At 70.5% G+C, this 16,046-nt stretch carries 15 protein-coding genes and 1 tRNA gene; 7 read left to right on the forward strand and 9 right to left on the reverse strand.

Features of this window, described 5'->3' with window-relative positions; all coding sequences use genetic code 11:
- Nucleotides 1–8: 8 nt before the first annotated feature.
- Nucleotides 9–188 carry a helix-turn-helix domain-containing protein gene (locus tag VGN50_RS13185; RefSeq protein ID WP_414694595.1) on the forward strand — a complete coding sequence of 60 codons (180 nt, stop codon included), beginning with the start codon at nucleotides 9–11 and terminating at the stop codon, nucleotides 186–188.
- Nucleotides 188–1,441, forward strand: a complete 1,254-nt coding sequence (locus VGN50_RS11770; RefSeq protein WP_327444979.1) for a site-specific integrase — start codon at nucleotides 188–190, stop codon at nucleotides 1,439–1,441. The genes VGN50_RS13185 and VGN50_RS11770 overlap by 1 nt, the downstream gene beginning before the upstream one ends.
- A 12-nt stretch (nucleotides 1,442–1,453) precedes the next feature.
- Here VGN50_RS11770 and VGN50_RS11775 read toward each other — a convergent pair.
- Nucleotides 1,454–1,532: transfer RNA gene (locus tag VGN50_RS11775), tRNA-Gln, on the reverse strand.
- Between the two features lie 155 nt (nucleotides 1,533–1,687).
- On the opposite strand from VGN50_RS11775, the gene VGN50_RS11780 reads away from it, so the two are divergent.
- Nucleotides 1,688–2,722, forward strand: coding sequence for an acyl-CoA desaturase (locus tag VGN50_RS11780; protein WP_327444980.1), 1,035 nt, complete (start codon nucleotides 1,688–1,690; stop codon nucleotides 2,720–2,722).
- 25 nt (nucleotides 2,723–2,747) lie between these two features.
- Complete coding sequence (locus VGN50_RS11785; RefSeq protein WP_414694596.1) at nucleotides 2,748–3,404, forward strand: TetR/AcrR family transcriptional regulator; 657 nt, start codon at nucleotides 2,748–2,750, stop codon at nucleotides 3,402–3,404.
- On the opposite strand, the gene VGN50_RS11790 is transcribed toward VGN50_RS11785, so the two are convergent.
- Nucleotides 3,401–4,210 carry a methyltransferase domain-containing protein gene (locus VGN50_RS11790; protein ID WP_327444981.1) on the reverse strand — a complete coding sequence of 270 codons (810 nt, stop codon included), beginning with the start codon at nucleotides 4,208–4,210 and terminating at the stop codon, nucleotides 3,401–3,403. The two genes, VGN50_RS11785 and VGN50_RS11790, sit on opposite strands and share 4 nt — an antisense overlap.
- Before the next feature lie 67 nt (nucleotides 4,211–4,277).
- Here VGN50_RS11790 and VGN50_RS11795 point away from each other — a divergent pair, with 67 nt between their 5' ends.
- On the forward strand, nucleotides 4,278–4,799 hold the full coding sequence (locus tag VGN50_RS11795) for a MarR family transcriptional regulator (protein ID WP_327444982.1): 522 nt from the start codon (nucleotides 4,278–4,280) through the stop codon (nucleotides 4,797–4,799).
- 5 nt (nucleotides 4,800–4,804) lie between these two features.
- On the opposite strand, the gene VGN50_RS11800 is transcribed toward VGN50_RS11795, so the two are convergent.
- The 6 genes from VGN50_RS11800 to metG form a co-directional block, all read right to left on the reverse strand.
- Nucleotides 4,805–6,631 (reverse strand): ABC-F family ATP-binding cassette domain-containing protein, encoded by a 1,827-nt coding sequence (locus tag VGN50_RS11800; RefSeq protein ID WP_327444983.1) that lies wholly within the window; start codon nucleotides 6,629–6,631, stop codon nucleotides 4,805–4,807.
- A 10-nt stretch (nucleotides 6,632–6,641) separates the two neighbouring features.
- Nucleotides 6,642–7,577: a 4-(cytidine 5'-diphospho)-2-C-methyl-D-erythritol kinase gene (locus tag VGN50_RS11805; protein ID WP_327444984.1), complete on the reverse strand. Its 936-nt coding sequence runs from the start codon at nucleotides 7,575–7,577 to the stop codon at nucleotides 6,642–6,644.
- A 45-nt stretch (nucleotides 7,578–7,622) separates the two neighbouring features.
- Nucleotides 7,623–8,495 carry a 16S rRNA (adenine(1518)-N(6)/adenine(1519)-N(6))-dimethyltransferase RsmA gene (gene rsmA, locus VGN50_RS11810; protein WP_327444985.1) on the reverse strand — a complete coding sequence of 291 codons (873 nt, stop codon included), beginning with the start codon at nucleotides 8,493–8,495 and terminating at the stop codon, nucleotides 7,623–7,625.
- 90 nt (nucleotides 8,496–8,585) lie between these two features.
- Nucleotides 8,586–9,755: a ubiquitin-like domain-containing protein gene (locus VGN50_RS11815; RefSeq protein WP_327444987.1), complete on the reverse strand. Its 1,170-nt coding sequence runs from the start codon at nucleotides 9,753–9,755 to the stop codon at nucleotides 8,586–8,588.
- 244 nt (nucleotides 9,756–9,999) lie between these two features.
- The gene (locus VGN50_RS11820; RefSeq protein WP_327444988.1) at nucleotides 10,000–10,863 is read right to left on the reverse strand and encodes a TatD family hydrolase; all 864 of its coding nucleotides are present in this window, start codon (nucleotides 10,861–10,863) and stop codon (nucleotides 10,000–10,002) included.
- Nucleotides 10,850–12,673 carry a methionine--tRNA ligase gene (metG, locus tag VGN50_RS11825; protein ID WP_327444989.1) on the reverse strand — a complete coding sequence of 608 codons (1,824 nt, stop codon included), beginning with the start codon at nucleotides 12,671–12,673 and terminating at the stop codon, nucleotides 10,850–10,852. Before metG ends, VGN50_RS11820 begins: the two co-directional genes overlap by 14 nt.
- An 84-nt stretch (nucleotides 12,674–12,757) precedes the next feature.
- On the opposite strand from metG, the gene VGN50_RS11830 reads away from it, so the two are divergent.
- On the forward strand, nucleotides 12,758–13,528 hold the full coding sequence (locus VGN50_RS11830; RefSeq protein WP_327445030.1) for a type II CAAX endopeptidase family protein: 771 nt from the start codon (nucleotides 12,758–12,760) through the stop codon (nucleotides 13,526–13,528).
- Between the two features lie 48 nt (nucleotides 13,529–13,576).
- Here VGN50_RS11830 and rsmI read toward each other — a convergent pair whose 3' ends face one another.
- Nucleotides 13,577–14,419: a 16S rRNA (cytidine(1402)-2'-O)-methyltransferase gene (gene rsmI, locus VGN50_RS11835; protein WP_327444990.1), complete on the reverse strand. Its 843-nt coding sequence runs from the start codon at nucleotides 14,417–14,419 to the stop codon at nucleotides 13,577–13,579.
- Nucleotides 14,420–14,459: 40 nt separating this feature from the next.
- On the opposite strand from rsmI, the gene VGN50_RS11840 reads away from it, so the two are divergent.
- The gene (locus VGN50_RS11840) at nucleotides 14,460–16,013 is read left to right on the forward strand and encodes a dolichyl-phosphate-mannose--protein mannosyltransferase (RefSeq protein WP_327444991.1); all 1,554 of its coding nucleotides are present in this window, start codon (nucleotides 14,460–14,462) and stop codon (nucleotides 16,011–16,013) included.
- Nucleotides 16,014–16,046 lie beyond the last annotated feature (33 nt).

Raw genomic sequence — 16,046 nt, forward strand, 5'->3', positions numbered from 1 at the left:
ACCAAATGATGGACGACAAACTGCTGTATCGGATCCCCGAAGTTGCTCGCTACCTGAGTCTGAGCCGCTCTAAGACCTACGAGCTTGTGCGAGCTGGTGTGCTCCCCTCCGTAAGGATCGACAGCGTTCGTCGTATCCGGGGGGCGGATGTGACGGCCTATATCGACTCGCTCCGATCGGTGGCGTGATGACTGGCCTTCGCGACGGAGTGATCCGTCGTGGCTCCTCGTGGTCATACGTCATCCGAGTCACCGACTCCTCCGGCGCCAATAAGCCCCGCTGGGTGAGTGGTTTTCGAACGGAGGCCGACGCCAAGGCCGCCCGCGATGCAGCGAGAGTCGCCGCTCGTCGTGGCGAGTTCGTCGACCGGAGCCGGATCACCGTCGAGCAGTACCTCGCACAGTGGCTCGAGGCGCACGCCTTGGAGGTCAAGCCCAAAACACATGAGGACTACCGCTCACTGATCGCCACCTACGTGGCGCCCAGGATCGGCCAGTTGCCACTGCAGAACGTCCGGCCAAGCACCCTGAGTGGGCTGTACCGGACGCTGCTCGCCCAAGGCGGGCGCCATGGCCAGCCCCTGTCCCCCCGGACCGTCAGCTACGTCCATGCTGTCCTGCGCAAGGCGTTCAACGACGCGGTACGGACCGACCAGATCCTGGCCACGAATCCGGCCGAGCGAGCTAAGCGACCCAAGACCTCAGCCATCGAACAGGTTCACGAGGTCTGGGATGCGGGACAACTGCGGGTGTTCCTCGATGCCGTCTCGACGCACCGGCTATACCCCTTCTTCCGGCTCGCCGCCTACACCGGGGCCCGCCGCGGAGAGCTACTCCATCTGCGTTGGGACGACGTGCGCCTGGACGGAGACGACCCGCATATCCGAATCCGGGGATCGGTGACCATGGTGGCGGGCAAGCGCGTCGAAGGCACAACGAAGAGTGGACGGATCCGCTCGGTTGGCTTGGATGCCGGAACTGTCGCCGTGATGCGCGAGCACGCAGAGCGCCAGTCCAAGGAGCGGGAGACCGCGCTCGGGTCGTGGGTTGAAGGGGACCACGTCTTCCGAATGGAGATGGGCTCGCAGCTGGCTCCTGACGTCGCCGGGTCGCTGTTGCGAAGGACGGTCCAGGAGCTCAACCAGAGCCAGGCCAAGCCCATGCTGCCGCAGATGCGACTTCACGATCTACGCCATGTCCACGCCACGCTGCTGCTCAAGGCAGGGGTACCCGTTCATGTGGTTGCAGCTCGGCTCGGGCATGCGGACCCAGCCATCACGCTCAGGGTCTACGCCCACGTGCTCCGCGATCAGGCGGTCGAGGTGGCCCAGATCTTCGCTTCCGTCGTCGACAGGCCCCTAGACCCGGACAATGGCGCGTTAGCAAATCTGTTAGCAACGCAGACCTCGACGTCGGTCGAAGACGAGGCCAGCACGGACTGACCTGCGGTTTTGCTCCCCGGGATGGAATCGAACCATCGTCGCTAATCCTGATTCAAAGTCAGGCGGGCCCTGCCAGCAGACCAACCGGGGAACGCCCCACACCTGCCGGGGACCCGCCAAGGGTAGCCAACGGGGAGGCACCGCCACGCCGCCGGCTCGTGATGACAACCTACGGAAACGTAGGTTACGGTTTCGTAGGTTGATGGGCGTGGCTGACGCCCTGTTCTCAACGGAAAGGCGCACGCGATGACGACCGTGACCCCCTCCGCCGGAGCCGGCCCCAAGCCCAGCACGACCCTGACCGACGGCGGGGCCGCCGCCGCGACCACACCTGAGACTGCCGCCCCGACCACGCCCGAGACTGCTGCCGAGACGACCCCCGAGGACACGCCGGAGCGCAAGCGCGGCGGCGAGCAGGTCGCCCTGGGACTGTTCATCGGCATCCCGTTCCTCGCGCTCCTGGCCGCTGTACCGGTGGCCTGGGGGTGGGGGCTGGGCTGGCACGACGTCGTGATCGCACTGGTGATGTATGCCGTGGCCGGCCATGGCATCACCGTGGGTTTCCACCGCCACTTCACGCACGGCTCGTTCAAGGCCAACCGCGGCCTCAAGCTCGCGCTGGCCGTCGCCGGTTCGCTCGCCATCGAGGGCCCCGTGGTGCGCTGGGTCGCCGACCACCGACGCCACCACGCCTTCTCCGACCGCGAGGGCGACCCCCACTCGCCGTGGCGTTACGGCGAGACCGTCCCGGCTCTCGCCAAGGGCCTGTGGTGGGCCCACACGGGCTGGCTCTTCGACGTCGAGCAGACGCCCCGGAGCAAGTACGCGCCCGACCTCATGGGCGACAAGGACCTCCAACGGGTGGACCGGGCCTTCCCATGGCTGGTGGCCGTCTCGATGCTGCTGCCCCCGCTCGTCGGCGGGCTCTGGTCGATGAGCTGGCAGGGGGCCCTCACCGCCTTCTTCTGGGCGAGCCTCGTCCGGGTCGCCCTGCTCCACCACGTGACCTGGTCGATCAACTCGATCTGCCACGCCATGGGCGAGCGGCCGTTCAAGAGCCGCGACCGGTCCGGCAACGTCTGGTGGCTGGCCGTCCTGTCCATGGGCGAGTCCTGGCACAACCTGCACCACGCCGACCCCACGTGCGCCCGGCATGGCGTCGAGCCCGGCCAGGTCGACTCCAGCGCCCGCGTCATCTGGGCCTTCGAGAAGCTGGGCTGGGCGCGCGACGTGCGCTGGCCCGTCGCCAAGCGCCTCGACGCCCGGCGCGTGGCCGCCTGAGCCGCATCCCGGCGCCCGAGGCATGATGGATCGTGTGAGCGAACCCCTCGAGAAGCCGTCCACCACCAGCTCACGACCCCGCATGACCGGCAAGCAGCGCCGCGAGCAGCTCATCGAGGTGGGCCGGAAACTGTTTGCCGACAAGGGTTTCGAGGGCACTAGCGTCGAGGAGATCGCCGCCAAGGCGAGCGTCTCCAAGCCCATGGTCTACGAGCACTTCGGGGGCAAGGAGGGCCTGTACGCCGTCGTCGTCGACCGCGAGATCGCGGCCCTGCTGGGGGGCATCACCGGCACCCTGAGCGCCGAGCTCGGCAGTCGCGAGACCTTGGAGCGGGCAGCCGGAGCGCTGCTGGACTACATCGAGAGCAACACCGACGGCTTCCGGATCCTGGTGCGCGACAGCCCCGCCGGCCAGCCCACGGGCTCGTTCGCCAGCCTCATCTCCGATGTCGCCAGCCAGGTCGAGCACATCCTCGCGGCGGAGTTCAAGAGACGGAAGCTCGACCCGAAGACCGCTCCCCTCTATGCCCAGATGCTCGTCGGCATGGTGGCGCTGACCGGGCAGTGGTGGCTCGACTCGCGCAAGATGAAGAAGACGGATGTGGCGGCGCACCTGGTCAACCTCGCCTGGAACGGCCTGGCCAACCTGGAGAAGAAGCCCGCCCTCTCGGTCGACCGCTAGGCCGTCGACGGGCGGTGACCCACTGCGAAGATCCGCCGGAAGGGGAAGACGACGCCCACAGGCGTGCGGGGGTATGCCGCGCGCAGGGCTGCGTCGTACCGCTCCAGGAACGCGGCGCGCTCCGCCGGGTCGGTCAGGGTCTGGAGCACCGGGCGGAGCCCGGTGCCGACGACCCACTCCAGCACCGGGTTCGCCTGAGCGCCCTGGGGGTCGAGGACGTGCTGGTAGGTCGTCTCCCACGCATCGACCTCCAGACCCGTACCGCCCAGCAGCTCGACGTACTGCGCCGGCGTCGCCACGGCCAGCCGTTGCAGCGCCGGCGCCAGCCTTTCGGCTGCGGGGTGATGCCGAGCCACCTCGCGCATGAGGGCGTGAGAGGGCGCTTCGAGGTTGCCGGGCACCTGCATGGCCAGCCAGCCATCGGGTGCCAGCGCCATAGCCCATCGGGCGAGCAGGTCCAGGTGTCCCGGGACCCACTGAAGGGTGGCGTTGCTGACGATGACGTCGGGCGCCGCCCCCAGGGAGGCTGGGTCCCACCGTGCCACGTCGGCCTGAACCCACTCCACGCGGCCCTCGCTGTCGAGCTCACGCGCGGCCCGCAGCATCTCCGGCGACTGGTCCACGCCGACCAGCCGCGCCTGCGGCCACCTGCGAGCCAGCGACAGTGTCAGGGGGCCGTTGCCACAGCCGAGGTCCACGACGACGCCGGGGCCCTGCGCCCCCACCCGGGCCAGGAGGTCCGCGAAGGGCCGTGAGCGCTCGTCGGCGAACGCGGCATACCGCTGCGGGTCCCAGGTCACGTTCACGCAGCCACCTCCGGCTCACCCAACTGTCTTGATATCAAGATACTTGACGGAAGGTACACTCGCGCCCATGAGCGCGCAACCCCTGGGCGGCCCCAACCCGCCGGCCGACGATGTGGACGCCATCGTGGATGCGTGGGTGCGCGAACGTCCCGACCTCGACGTCGCGCCTCTGCACGTCTTCTCCCGGGTGTCCCGCCTGGCCCGCCGGCTCGACCTCGACCGCGTCCAGGCCTTCGCCAGCCACCAGCTCGAGGGCTGGGAGTTCGACGTCCTGTCCGCCCTGCGCCGGGCCGGCGCACCCTACGAGCTCTCCCCGGGCCAGCTCGTCCGCCAGACGCTCGTCACGAGCGGGACGATGACCAACCGGGTGGACCGCCTCGAGCGGCGCGGTCTGGTCGAGCGCAGCCCCAGTCCCAGCGACCGGCGCGGGGTGATCGTGCGGCTGACGCCCAGCGGGCAGCAGACCGTCGACGCGGCCATGGCCGATCTGCTCGACCGCGAGCGCGACCTGCTCGCCGAGCTGCCCGCGAGCGAGCGCGACGCCCTGGCGGCACTGCTGCGCCGGCTGCTCTCGCCGTTCGAGGCCTGACAGGCCTAGCCCGCCACCTCGGCCGCGGCCAACCACTCCAGCTCCAGCCGCTCGCGCTCGTCGACGATCTCGCGCAGCTGACCGTTCAGCTCCAGCACGCGGCCGTGGTCGGTCGCCGCCTCTGCCATGGCCACGTGGATCCGGTCCTCGCGCTCGGCGAGGCGGGCCAGCTGCTTCTCGACACGGGCCATGTCCTTGCGAGCGTCCCTCAGCTCCGCCGGGGTGGGGCCCGCCGGTGCCGAAACCGTCGCCGAAGCAGACGCGGACTCACGCGCCGCAGACGAGCCGCCCTGTGCCGCAACGGGTTCCATCGCATGCAGGAGCTCGAGATACTGCTCCACACCACCGGGCATCTCGCGGATCTTGCCGTCACCGAGCAGGGCCACCTGGGTGTCGCACACCCGCTCGAGCAGGTAGCGGTCATGGGACACGACGATCAGCGTCCCGGCCCAGCCGTCCAGCACGTCCTCGAGCGACGTCAGCGTCTCGATGTCGAGGTCGTTGGTCGGCTCGTCGAGAAGCAAGACGTTGGGCTCGTCCATGAGCAGGCGCGTGAGCTGCAGCCGCCTGCGCTCGCCACCGGACAGGTCGCGCACGCGGGTCTGCTGCCGTCCACCGCTGAACCCCAGCCGCTGGGCGAGCTGAGAGGCACTGATCTCCTTGCGCCCCAAGGTGATGTACGCGCGGACGTCCTCGATCGCCTCGATGACGCGCCAGTCGGCGAACCGCTCGAGCTCGCGGACCTCCTGGGTGAGATAGGCGAGGCGGACAGTCACACCCTGCCGTCGCTTGCCCGACGTGAGTGGCAGCTCACCGGCAATGGCCCGGAGCAGGGTCGACTTGCCCGCACCGTTGACGCCCACGATGCCCACCCGCTCCCCCGGCGCGAGCCGCCAGGTCACGCGGTCGAGCAGCACCCGGTCGCCCAGCTGGACCGTCGCGTCGATGAGGTCGATGACGTCCTTGCCTAGCCGGGTGGTGGCGAACCGCGTCAGCTCGACGTTGTCACGCGGTGCCGGCTCGTCGGCGATGAGAGTGTTGGCCGCCTCGATCCGGAACTTGGGCTTCGAGGTCCGGGCAGGAGCACCGCGTCGCAGCCACGCCAGCTCCTTGCGGAGCAGGTTGTCACGGCGCTCTGCCGTCACGGCCGCCATCCGCTCGCGCTCCGCCTTGGCGAGGACGTAGGCGGCATAACCGCCCTCGAACGAGCTCACCGTGCCGTCGACGACCTCCCACGTGGCTGTCGCGACCGCGTCGAGGAACCAGCGGTCGTGGGTGATCGCGACGAGCGCGTTGTCGGGGCGGGCGCGGTGGCGCACAAGGTGCTCGGCCAGCCAGGCGACGCCCTCGACGTCGAGATGGTTGGTCGGCTCGTCGAGCATGAGCACGGTGGGGTCCTGGACGAGCAGACGCGCGAGGGCCAGCCGGCGGCGCTCACCACCGGACAGCGGCCCGACGGTCGCGTCGAGGCCGCCGACGGCCTCGGCCCCCAGGCCGCCGAGCAGTCCGGTGAGGACGTCACGGATGCGCGGGTCGCCCGCCCAGACGTGCTCGGGGAGGTCGCCGAGGACGGCCGCGTGCACGGTCGACGACGGGTCGAGCGCGTCATCCTGGGCCAGCACGCCCACCGTCGCGCTCCCCGCCCGCGTCACGCGCCCCGAGTCGACCTCGCGAAGCCCGGCCAGCACCCGCAGCAGCGTGGTCTTGCCCCCACCGTTGCGTCCGACGATGCCGATGCGGTCGCCGCCGAGGACCCCGAGCGAGACCTCGTCGAGGACCTGGGCCGTCCCGAGTGCCAGCGAGGCGCGCTCCACCGAGATGAGGTTGGCCATCAACGGGTCCTCAGGCGGTCCGCGACGCGCCGAGCACCTGCGCGCCGTGGGCGGGGCCGGTGGCGCGTCGCACGTCCTGGACCGCTCCGGAGGCGGTCAGCGAGACGGCGAGGTCCAGTGCGGACTCGTGGTCCTCGGCCAGGAAGGCGACGGTCGGCCCGGACCCCGAGACCACGCCGCCGAGAGCACCGAACTCCAGCCCGGCGTCGAGCACGTCGCCCAGGGCCGGCATCAGCGAGATCGCGGCCGCCTGCAGGTCGTTGGTCAGCGCGGGGCCCAGCGCACGCGGGTCACCCGAGCGCAGCGCCTGCATCATCTCCGGGCTCGGGGTGGGGTCCGGGATGCGCCGACCGGCCCGCAGCCGGTCGCACTCGGCATACACGTCGGGGGTCGAGAGGCCACCCTCGCTCAGCGCGAACACCCAGTGGTACGTCCCCCGCGCCAGGACGGGAGCGAGGATCTCGCCCCGCCCCGAGCCCATGGACGTGCCACCGGCGAGCAGGAACGGCACATCGCTGCCCAGCTCGCTCGCAGCCTGGTCGAGCTGCGTGCGCGGCAGCGCAAGCCCCCACAGCGCGTCACAAGCCACGAGCGTCGCCGCCGCGTCGGCCGAGCCACCGGCCATGCCTCCCGCCACCGGGATGTCCTTGTGGATGCTGATGTGCACCGCGTCTTCGACACCACCCAGCTCGGCCAGCCGGCGCGCCGCCCGCAGCGCGAGGTTGGACTCGTCGAGGGGCACCCCGAGAGACTGGGAGCCGGTGACGCTGACGCCCCACTCCTGGGCACGCGTCACGGTCACCTCGTCATAGAGCCGCACGGCGTGGAAGACGGTCGACAGCGGGTGGTAGCCGTCGGAGCGCGGGGCGCCGACCAGCAGCTCGAGGTTGACCTTCGCCGGCACGCGCGCCGTCACCGAGGGCGGCGTCGGCGCGACTGAGGTCATGAGCGCCACCCTAACGGGATGGCAGGGGGCGGCCGGTTCACGCGGTCAGCCGAGACCCAGCCGAGCCCGGGCTGCGGCAATGGCCGCGAACTGCGTCACGTCGAGCTGCTCACCTCTCGTGCGTGGCTCCACGCCCGCCGCCCGCAGGCACTCCTCGGCACGCGCCGCCGAGCCCGCCCAGCCCGCGAGCGCGGCCCGTAGGGTCTTGCGCCGCTGCGCGAAGGCGGCGTCGATGCAGGCGAAGGTGTCGGCACGAGACGCGTCGGTGGCCGGAGCGGGACGCCGCTCCAGGAACACCAGACCGGAGTCGACGTTCGGGACAGGCCAGAAGACGCTGCGGGGCACCGTGCCCGCGAGGCGCACGGCGGCATACCAGGCGGCTTTGACGCTGGGCACGCCGTAGGCCTTCGAACCCGGCCGCGCAGCCAGCCGCTCGGCCACCTCCAGCTGCACCATGACGAGCGCCCGCTCGAGGGTCGGGAACGCCTCCAGGAAGCTCAGCACCACCGGGACCGACACGTTGTACGGGAGGTTGGCCACGAGGGCGGTCGGCTGGGGGTCGGGCAGCGTGCGCACCTGCATCGCGTCCGCCTGCACCAGCGTGAGCCGGTCGGCGTATGCCGGTGCCAGCCGGCTCACGGTGCCCGGCAGGGCCTGGGCGAGGGTCGGGTCGACCTCGACCGCGGTCACCCGGCCGGCCTCCGGCAGCAGGGCCAGGGTCAGGGAGCCCAGGCCCGGGCCCACCTCGACGACCGAGTCCTCGGGAGTCACCCCCGACAGCCGCACGATCCGCTTGACGGTGTTGGCGTCGACCACGAAGTTCTGACCCCACTGCTTGGTGGGACGCACGCCCAGACCCGCGGCGATCTCGCGGATCTGCGCGGCTCCGAGGTATCCGCTCGTCTCCTGCCCGACCATGCCGCCGACTCTAGGGGACAGACGACAGCGCCCCGGACCAGGTGGTCCGGGGCGCTGTTGCGGTGCCGGGGTGGCCGACACGGTGTGGCGTCAGGCCGCGTGGGCGCAGCCCCACGGGCCGAGGCCCGCCTTGGCGTAGTACCGGTTCGCCACGGTGATCTGCTGCTCGCGCGAGGCGAGGTCGGCGCGCGGGGCGAAGTCGCCGCCACCGTTGGCCAGCCAGGAGCCGTAGTCGAACTGCAGCCCGCCGTAGTAGCCGTTGCCGCTGTTGATGTGCCAGTTGCCGCCGGACTCGCACTGGGCGATGCGGTCCCACATGGCGGCGTTCGACAGGTTGAGGCCCGCGCCGGAGGTGTTGCCGGCCGAGGGAGCCGCGGCGGGCGCAGGCGCGGCAGCCGGCTGCCGGGTGCCCTGCTCGACGATGCGGGCGACCGGCTGCTGGGTGACGTTGCTGGCCACGAGCTGCTTGCTCTCGACCTTGCCGTCGACCTTGGTGACCTTGAAGGTCAGGATCTTGGCGCCGTCCGAGCCCGCCTGCAGCGTCGTCGACTGGCCCACGGGCAGCGAGGAGTTCGAACGCGTCGTCACGGGGGCGGGGATGCCGACGGTCTCGCTCACCTGGCTGGAGGTGACGCGCTCGACAGCGATCTTGAGGCCCTGGGTGACCGCAGTCGTCAGCGCGGGCTGCACGCGGTCGGCCGGGCCCATGGTCACGTTGAGCTCGGAGAGCACGTCGGCCACGGTCGCGCCGGTCGAGGAGTCGGTGAGGTTCTTGCCGTCCACCCGGAGCACGACGGCCTTGGGGGTGGTGACGGACAGGGCCAGGCCCTGGCGCCCGAGAGGCTCCGAGCGCGAGGCCGACAGCTTGGCGGAGTCGGCGCGGATGCCGAGGTCCTGGAGCGCGGCGGCGACCGTGGTGGCGGTCGTCCAGTACTCGTGCGTCCTGCCGTCGATCGTAACGGTGAGCTTGCGGCCGTAGCGGACGACGACCTTCTCGCCGTCGGACAGTGGCGACCCCGGGCTAGGCACCACGACGTCGTGGGCGCCTGTGGTGATGTGCTGGTCGCTGAGGACGTCGCCCACGGTGCTGCCGAAGGCGTGAACCGTCGAGCTGGTGCCATCGACGGAAAGGGTGACGGACTTGTCGAGGTACGAGACCCCGATTGCGCCGGCGACGAGGGTCGTCAGCACGGCGGCTTGCGCGATGCGCCGAACGGGACGGGTGATCACAATGCTCCAGAGGTCGTGCTCCCCGGGCATCGGAAGGGGCGTCGCGTCCCATCTCGAGTGCTTCCCGAGATGTGGAAAAGGGGCGGTTCAGATGACGCCGTCCTGGCGGTCTGAGCGGCCCCTGCTCGCGTCACCCGGGGGTCCGACCCCGGCCAACAGTCATCCACCATGACGGCCGGTTCGCCAAAGGTCAAATTTCGATAACGGTCACTTCAAGTTTTCACCAAGATGACAACGCTGGCATTCCTGACCTGCCAAGGGAGCCCAGCGGCCGTCACCAGGGTCCGTAGACCGCCTCCGAGCTCTCGCTGACCGCCTGGCAGAGGGTGGGCACGGCCACGCCGAGCACCCCGGCCATCGCCCGCACGGTGAGGGGGACGAGGTAGGGCGAGTTCGCGGCCCCGCGCCAGGGCGACGGGGTCAGGTAGGGCGCGTCGGTCTCCACGAGCACCTGGTCCAGCGGGGTCACCGAGAGAGCGTCGCGCAGCCCGCGGGCGTTCTTGAACGTGACGGTCCCGGCGAAGGAGAGGAAGTAGCCGCGCTCGACGCAGCGCCGAGCCATGGCGACGTCACCGGAGAAGCAGTGCAGCACCGTCCGCTCCGGGGCTCCCTCCTCCTCCAGGATCCGCAGCACGTCCTCATGGGCGTCGCGGTCGTGGATCTGCAGGGCCTTGCCCGTGCGCTTGGCCAGGTCGATGTGCCAGCGGAACGAGTCCTGTTGCACCCCAACGCCGTCCGGGCCCGTGCGGAAGTAGTCCAGACCCGTCTCGCCGACCACCCGCACCCGAGGGTGCTTCGCGAGCGCCTCGATCTCCGCGTATGCCGCGTCGAGCCTGCCGTCGGCCGCCAACTTGGGTGCCTCGTTGGGGTGGATCGCCACTCCCCCGAGGAGCGCGGAGTGTCGCTCGATGAGCTCGATGGTGAGCCGGGCGCCCGGCAGGTCGCACCCGATCTGCACCAGCCGGTCGACGCCGACCGCCTTGGCCCGGGCGAGCGCGGCGTCGACGTCGACGGGGGGCTCGCCCTCCCGGGACATGTCCAGGTGGGTGTGGTTGTCGACCACCGGGATGGGCAGCGGGTCGGGGGCGGTCGGCACCCGGTCGTGCCCGCTGCGCCGTTCCGGCTCAGGCTCCGTCATCGCCGGGGACCTGCTCGTCGCCCCTCAGGCGTGCAAGCTCGTCCTCGACGACCGACTCGTCGAGCTTGCGGAATATCGGTGTGGGCTTGTTCACAGGGGCGCCGACCCGGACCGGCTCGGACCGCCACGGCGGAGTCCCGGAGTACTCCCCGGTGATGACGGGGTAGGGCCGGCCGTCGTCGAGGTCCGCGACGTGCTCCACCACCGGCATGGGCATGAAGTCGCCCTCGCCACCGAACGTCGCGTGCACGGCATTCGAGGCGTGCGGCAGGAACGGGCTCAGCATGGTGTTGAGATCGGCAACGGACTGCGCGAGCGTGTGCAGGACCGTCGCGAGGCGCTCCCGCTCGGAGTCACCCTTGAGCTTGAACGGCTCCGTGTCCGTCACGTACTTGTTGACCTCGCCGACGGTGCGCATGGCCTCGGCGACGGCGGCTTTGACCCGTTGGTGCGCCAGGAGGTCGCCAACGCTGTCGAACGCGGCCGTCACCTTGGCCCGCACCGCCTCGTCGACCGGCTCGAGCGCGCCGGGCTGCGGGATCTCGCCGAAGCTCTTGGCGATCATCGCCGCCGTGCGGTTGACGAGGTTGCCCCAGCCCGCGACGAGCTCGGAGTTGTTGCGCTGGACGAATTCGGCCCAGGTGAAGTTGGCGTCCTGGCTCTCCGGCCCGGCGGCACAGATGAAGTAGCGGATCGCGTCGGGACCGTACCGATCCAGGACGTCGCGGACGTAGATGACGTAGCCCCGCGAGGTGGAGAACTGCTTGCCCTCCATCGTCAGGTACTCGCTGGACACGACCTCGGTGGGCAGGTTCAGGACCCCGAAGCCGCCGGGCTCGCCCCCGCGGCTGCCGTGGCCGGCATACGCGAGCAGCTCGGCTGGCCAGATCTGGGAGTGGAAGGTGATGTTGTCCTTGCCCATGAAGTAGTAGGACAGGGCCTGCGGGTCGTTCCACCACTCGCGCCAGCGCTCGGGCTCGCCGGTGCGGCGTGCCCACTCGACCGACGCCGAGAGGTAGCCGATGACCGCGTCGAACCACACGTAGAGGCGCTTCGTCGGTTGGTCGCGCCACCCGTCGAGCGGCACGGGGATGCCCCAGTCGATGTCTCGGGTCATCGCCCGCGGACGGATCTCCTGGAGGATGTTGAGGCTGAACTTGATGACGTTGGGGCGCCAGCTGCCGGACGCCTCACGCCCCTCGAGCCACTCGCGCAGTGCGTCGGCGAGCGCGGGCAGGTCGAGGAAGAAGTGCTGCGTCTCGATGAACTCCGGCACCTCGCCGTCGATCTTCGACCGCGGGTTGATCAGGTCGGTGGGGTCGAGCTGGTTGCCGCAGTTGTCGCACTGGTCGCCGCGGGCCTCGGGGTAGCCGCAGATCGGGCAGGTGCCCTCGATGTAGCGGTCGGGCAGGGTGCGACCGGTCGAGGGCGAGATGGCCCCACGGGTGGTCTGCTCGACCATGTAGCCGTTCTTCCAGACCTGGGTGAACAGCTCCTGAGCGACGGCGTAGTGGTTGGCCGTGGTGGTGCGGGTGTAGAGGTCGTAGGAGCAGCCCATGTCGGCGAGCTCGGCCGCGATGACGGCGTGGTTGCGGTCGACGAGCTCGCGAGCGCTGACCCCCTCCTTGTCCGCGAGGACCAGGATCGGCGTGCCGTGCTCGTCGGAGCCGCTCACCATCAGGACGTCGTGCCCGGCCATCCGCATGTAGCGGCTGAACACGTCGGAGGGCACGGCGAACCCGGCCACGTGACCGAGATGCCGGGGCCCGTTGGCGTACGGCCAGGCGACGGCGGACAGGACTTTGCTCACGGGGGAATCCTAGGGGTGGGCCTGTGGCTGGTAGACATTGACCAACGGGTGCATCCCATCGAAGGAGGCTGCTGCGTGAGCGCCATGTCGACCGCCGAGGCGCCCACCACCCGCCGCACGCTCGTGACCGAGACGGTCCTCGTCCTGGGGGTGAGCCTCGGCGCCTCGGCGATCTGGTCGCTGTTGGACCTGGTGAACAAGCTGACCCAGCACGTGGCGCTCAACCACCAGACGACTGCCATGAACAGCTCCGTCACCCCCGACCGGCCGTGGCTCGACCTGACCTACCAGCTCGTCGGCATCGTCGTCGCCCTCGTCCCCGTGGCGCTGGCCCTGCACCTGCTGACGCGCGACCGCGCCGATGCGCGCCACGCCATGGGCTTCGACCTGAACGAGCCCGGCCGAGACCTCGTGCGCGGGCTGGCGCTGGCCGCCGCGGTGGGGGTGCCCGGGCTCGGCCTGTATGCCGCGGCCCGCGCCGTGGGTCTCAACACCACCATCGCCGCGGCGAACCTGACCCACACGTGGTGGACGATCCCCGTGCTGGTCCTCTCGGCCGTCCAGAACGCCGTCCTCGAAGAGGTCGTCATGGTCGGCTACCTGTTCACCAGGTGGCGCCGGGCCGGCTGGTCGGTCCCCGCGGTGGTCCTGGTCTCGGCCACGATCCGTGGCTCCTACCACCTGTACCAGGGGTTCGGCGGGTTCGCGGGCAACCTCGTCATGGGCGTGCTGTTCGGCTTGGTCTACCTGCGCACCCGCCGGGTCGGCCCGCTCGTCGTCGCCCACACCGTGCTCGACGTGGTCGCCTTCGTCGGCTACGCCCTGCTCAAGGGCCACCTCGCCTGGCTCAGCTGACCCCATCCCGGCGGGTCGAGGTGAACAGGCCACATCTGCCGGGCTCGTTCACCTCGAACGGAGAACCACCGCGGCGTCATACAGCGCCTTCTTCGACAGGCCGGTGCGCGCGGCCACGTCGGCGCACACGTCCTTGAGCCGCTCACCCGCGGCAACCCGCTCCCGTATCCCGGGCAGCGCCTCCTCGAGGCTGGTCACCTGAGCCGTGGCTCCGGCCACCACGACCGTGATCTCGCCGCGGACCCCGTCGGCCGCCCATTCGGCGAGCTCGGCCACCGCGCCACGGCGCACCTCCTCGTAGGTCTTGGTGAGCTCGCGGCATACGGCTGCCTGGCGCTGCGGGCCGAACGCCTCGGCCATGGCGGCCAGGGTCGCCTCGATCCGGTGCGGCGCCTCGAAGAAGACCATGGTGCGGCGCTCGTCGGCCAGGCCGGCCAGCACCCGCGAGCGCTCCCCCGCCTTGCGCGGCAGGAAGCCCTCGAAGCAGAAGCGGTCCACCGGTAGGCCCGAGACGGCCAGCGCCATCAGCACGGCGCTCGGCCCCGGCACGCAGGTGACCCGGATGCCGGCGGTCACGGCGGCGTCGACCAGGCGGTACCCCGGGTCGGACACCGACGGCATACCGGCGTCCGTGACGACGAGGACACGCGCCCCGCCCACCAGGCGCTCGACGAGGTCGGAGGTGCGCGACGCCTCGTTGTGCTCGTGGTAGCTCACCACCGAGCCGGCCGGCGACACGCCCAGCTCGGAGCAGAGCCTGCGCAGCCGTCGGGTGTCCTCGGCAGCGACCACATCGGCCGTGGACAGCTCGTGCGCCAGCCTCGGCGCGGCGTCGCGAGGATCGCCGATCGGGGTGGCGGCGAGGACGAGCACACCAGCAGAGTCGGTCACCCTGTCATCCTGTCAGGCGCTGTTGCATACGATGACGCGCATGACCCGCGCCGAGCAGCTGCGTCTACGTCTGCTCGGGTTCCGGCCGACGGACACCCTGTGGGGCTGGCTGGGTCCGCTGTTCTTCGCCGCGGTCGGTGGGCTGATGCGGTTCTGGTCACTGGGGCGGCCCCACCAGCTGGTCTTCGACGAGACCTACTACGTCAAGCAGGGCGTGTCGATGCTCGACTACGGAGTCGAGATGCGCGTCCCCGACTCGCTGAAGACGCCGGACGCCCTCTTCACCGCCGGCACCCCCGACGTGTTCGGCACCGAGGGCGACCTCGTGGTGCACCCGCCCGTCGGCAAGTGGATCATCGCCATCGGCGAACAGCTGTTCGGACAGACGTCGTCGTTCGGCTGGCGCTTCTCGGTGTGTGTCCTCGGGACGCTGTCGATCCTGATGATCGGCCGCGCGGCACGGCGCATGTTCGGGTCCTCGCTGCTCGGCACGATCGCGGCCTTCCTCGTCGCGTTCGAGGGTCATCACTTCGTGCAGTCGCGCACCGGGCTGCTCGACCTGATCGTCATGTTCTGGGCGCTCGCCGCCTTCTGCGCGCTGCTCATCGACCGCGACCGGTCCCGCGTGCTGCTGGCCGAGCGGGTCGCCGCCATGTCGCCGGCGCAGCTGGCCCGTGGCACCGGGCCGTGGCTGGGAGCCCGGCCCTGGCGGTGGGTCGCGGGCGTCTGCCTGGGGCTGTCTACGGGCACGAAGTGGTCGGGCCTGTTCTTCCTCGTCGCGTTCGGGCTCATGACAGTGCTGTGGGACGTGGGCGCGAGGCGGGCGGCCGGGGTGCGCCACTGGTTCTGGGGTGCGGTGCTGCGCGACGGCATGCCCGCAGCCCTGGTCATGTGCGGCACGGCGCTGGTCGTCTATGTCGCCTCGTGGACCGGCTGGTTCGTCTCCAGCGGCGGCTACGACCGGCAGTGGGCCGCCTCCCACCCTGACAAGGGCACCTGGGTGCCCGCGGCGCTGCGCTCTCTCTGGGAGTACCACCAGGAGGTCTACCGGTTCCACATCAACCTCCACGACAACCACCCTTACAAGACCAACCCGTGGTCGTGGGTCATCCAGGGTCGGCCCACGTCGTTCTTCTACGAGGGCCCGAAGCGCGGCACGGACGGGTGCATGGTGGCCCAGTGCTCCAAGGCCATCACCTCGATCGGCACCGTCTCGGTCTGGTGGCTCGGAGCCGCGGCCATCGTGGTCTGCCTCTACTGGTGGCTGTTCCGGCGCGACTGGCGCGCGGGCGCGATCCTCGCCGGGCTGGCAGGCGGCTACCTGCCGTGGTTCGGGCTGGAGGAGCGCACCATCTACTCCTTCTACACCGTCGCCTTCGAGCCGTGGATCATCTTCGGGGTGGTGTTCGTCCTGGGCCTGGTCCTGGGTCCGCGGACCGCGTCACGGCGGCGCCGCGAGATCGGCCTGTATGCCGTGGGCGCCTACTGCCTGCTCACCCTCGCCCTCTTCGCCTACTTCTGGCCGATCTACACCGCCCAGGTGATCCCCCAGGACCAGTGGTCGGCGCGGATGTGGTTCCCCAGCTGGATCTGACGGGCATCAGCCATATGGGCATCCGTGCTGGTC

The sequence above is a fragment of the Pedococcus sp. genome (genome assembly GCF_036000045.1).
Taxonomy (GTDB): Bacteria; Actinomycetota; Actinomycetes; order Actinomycetales; family Dermatophilaceae; genus Pedococcus.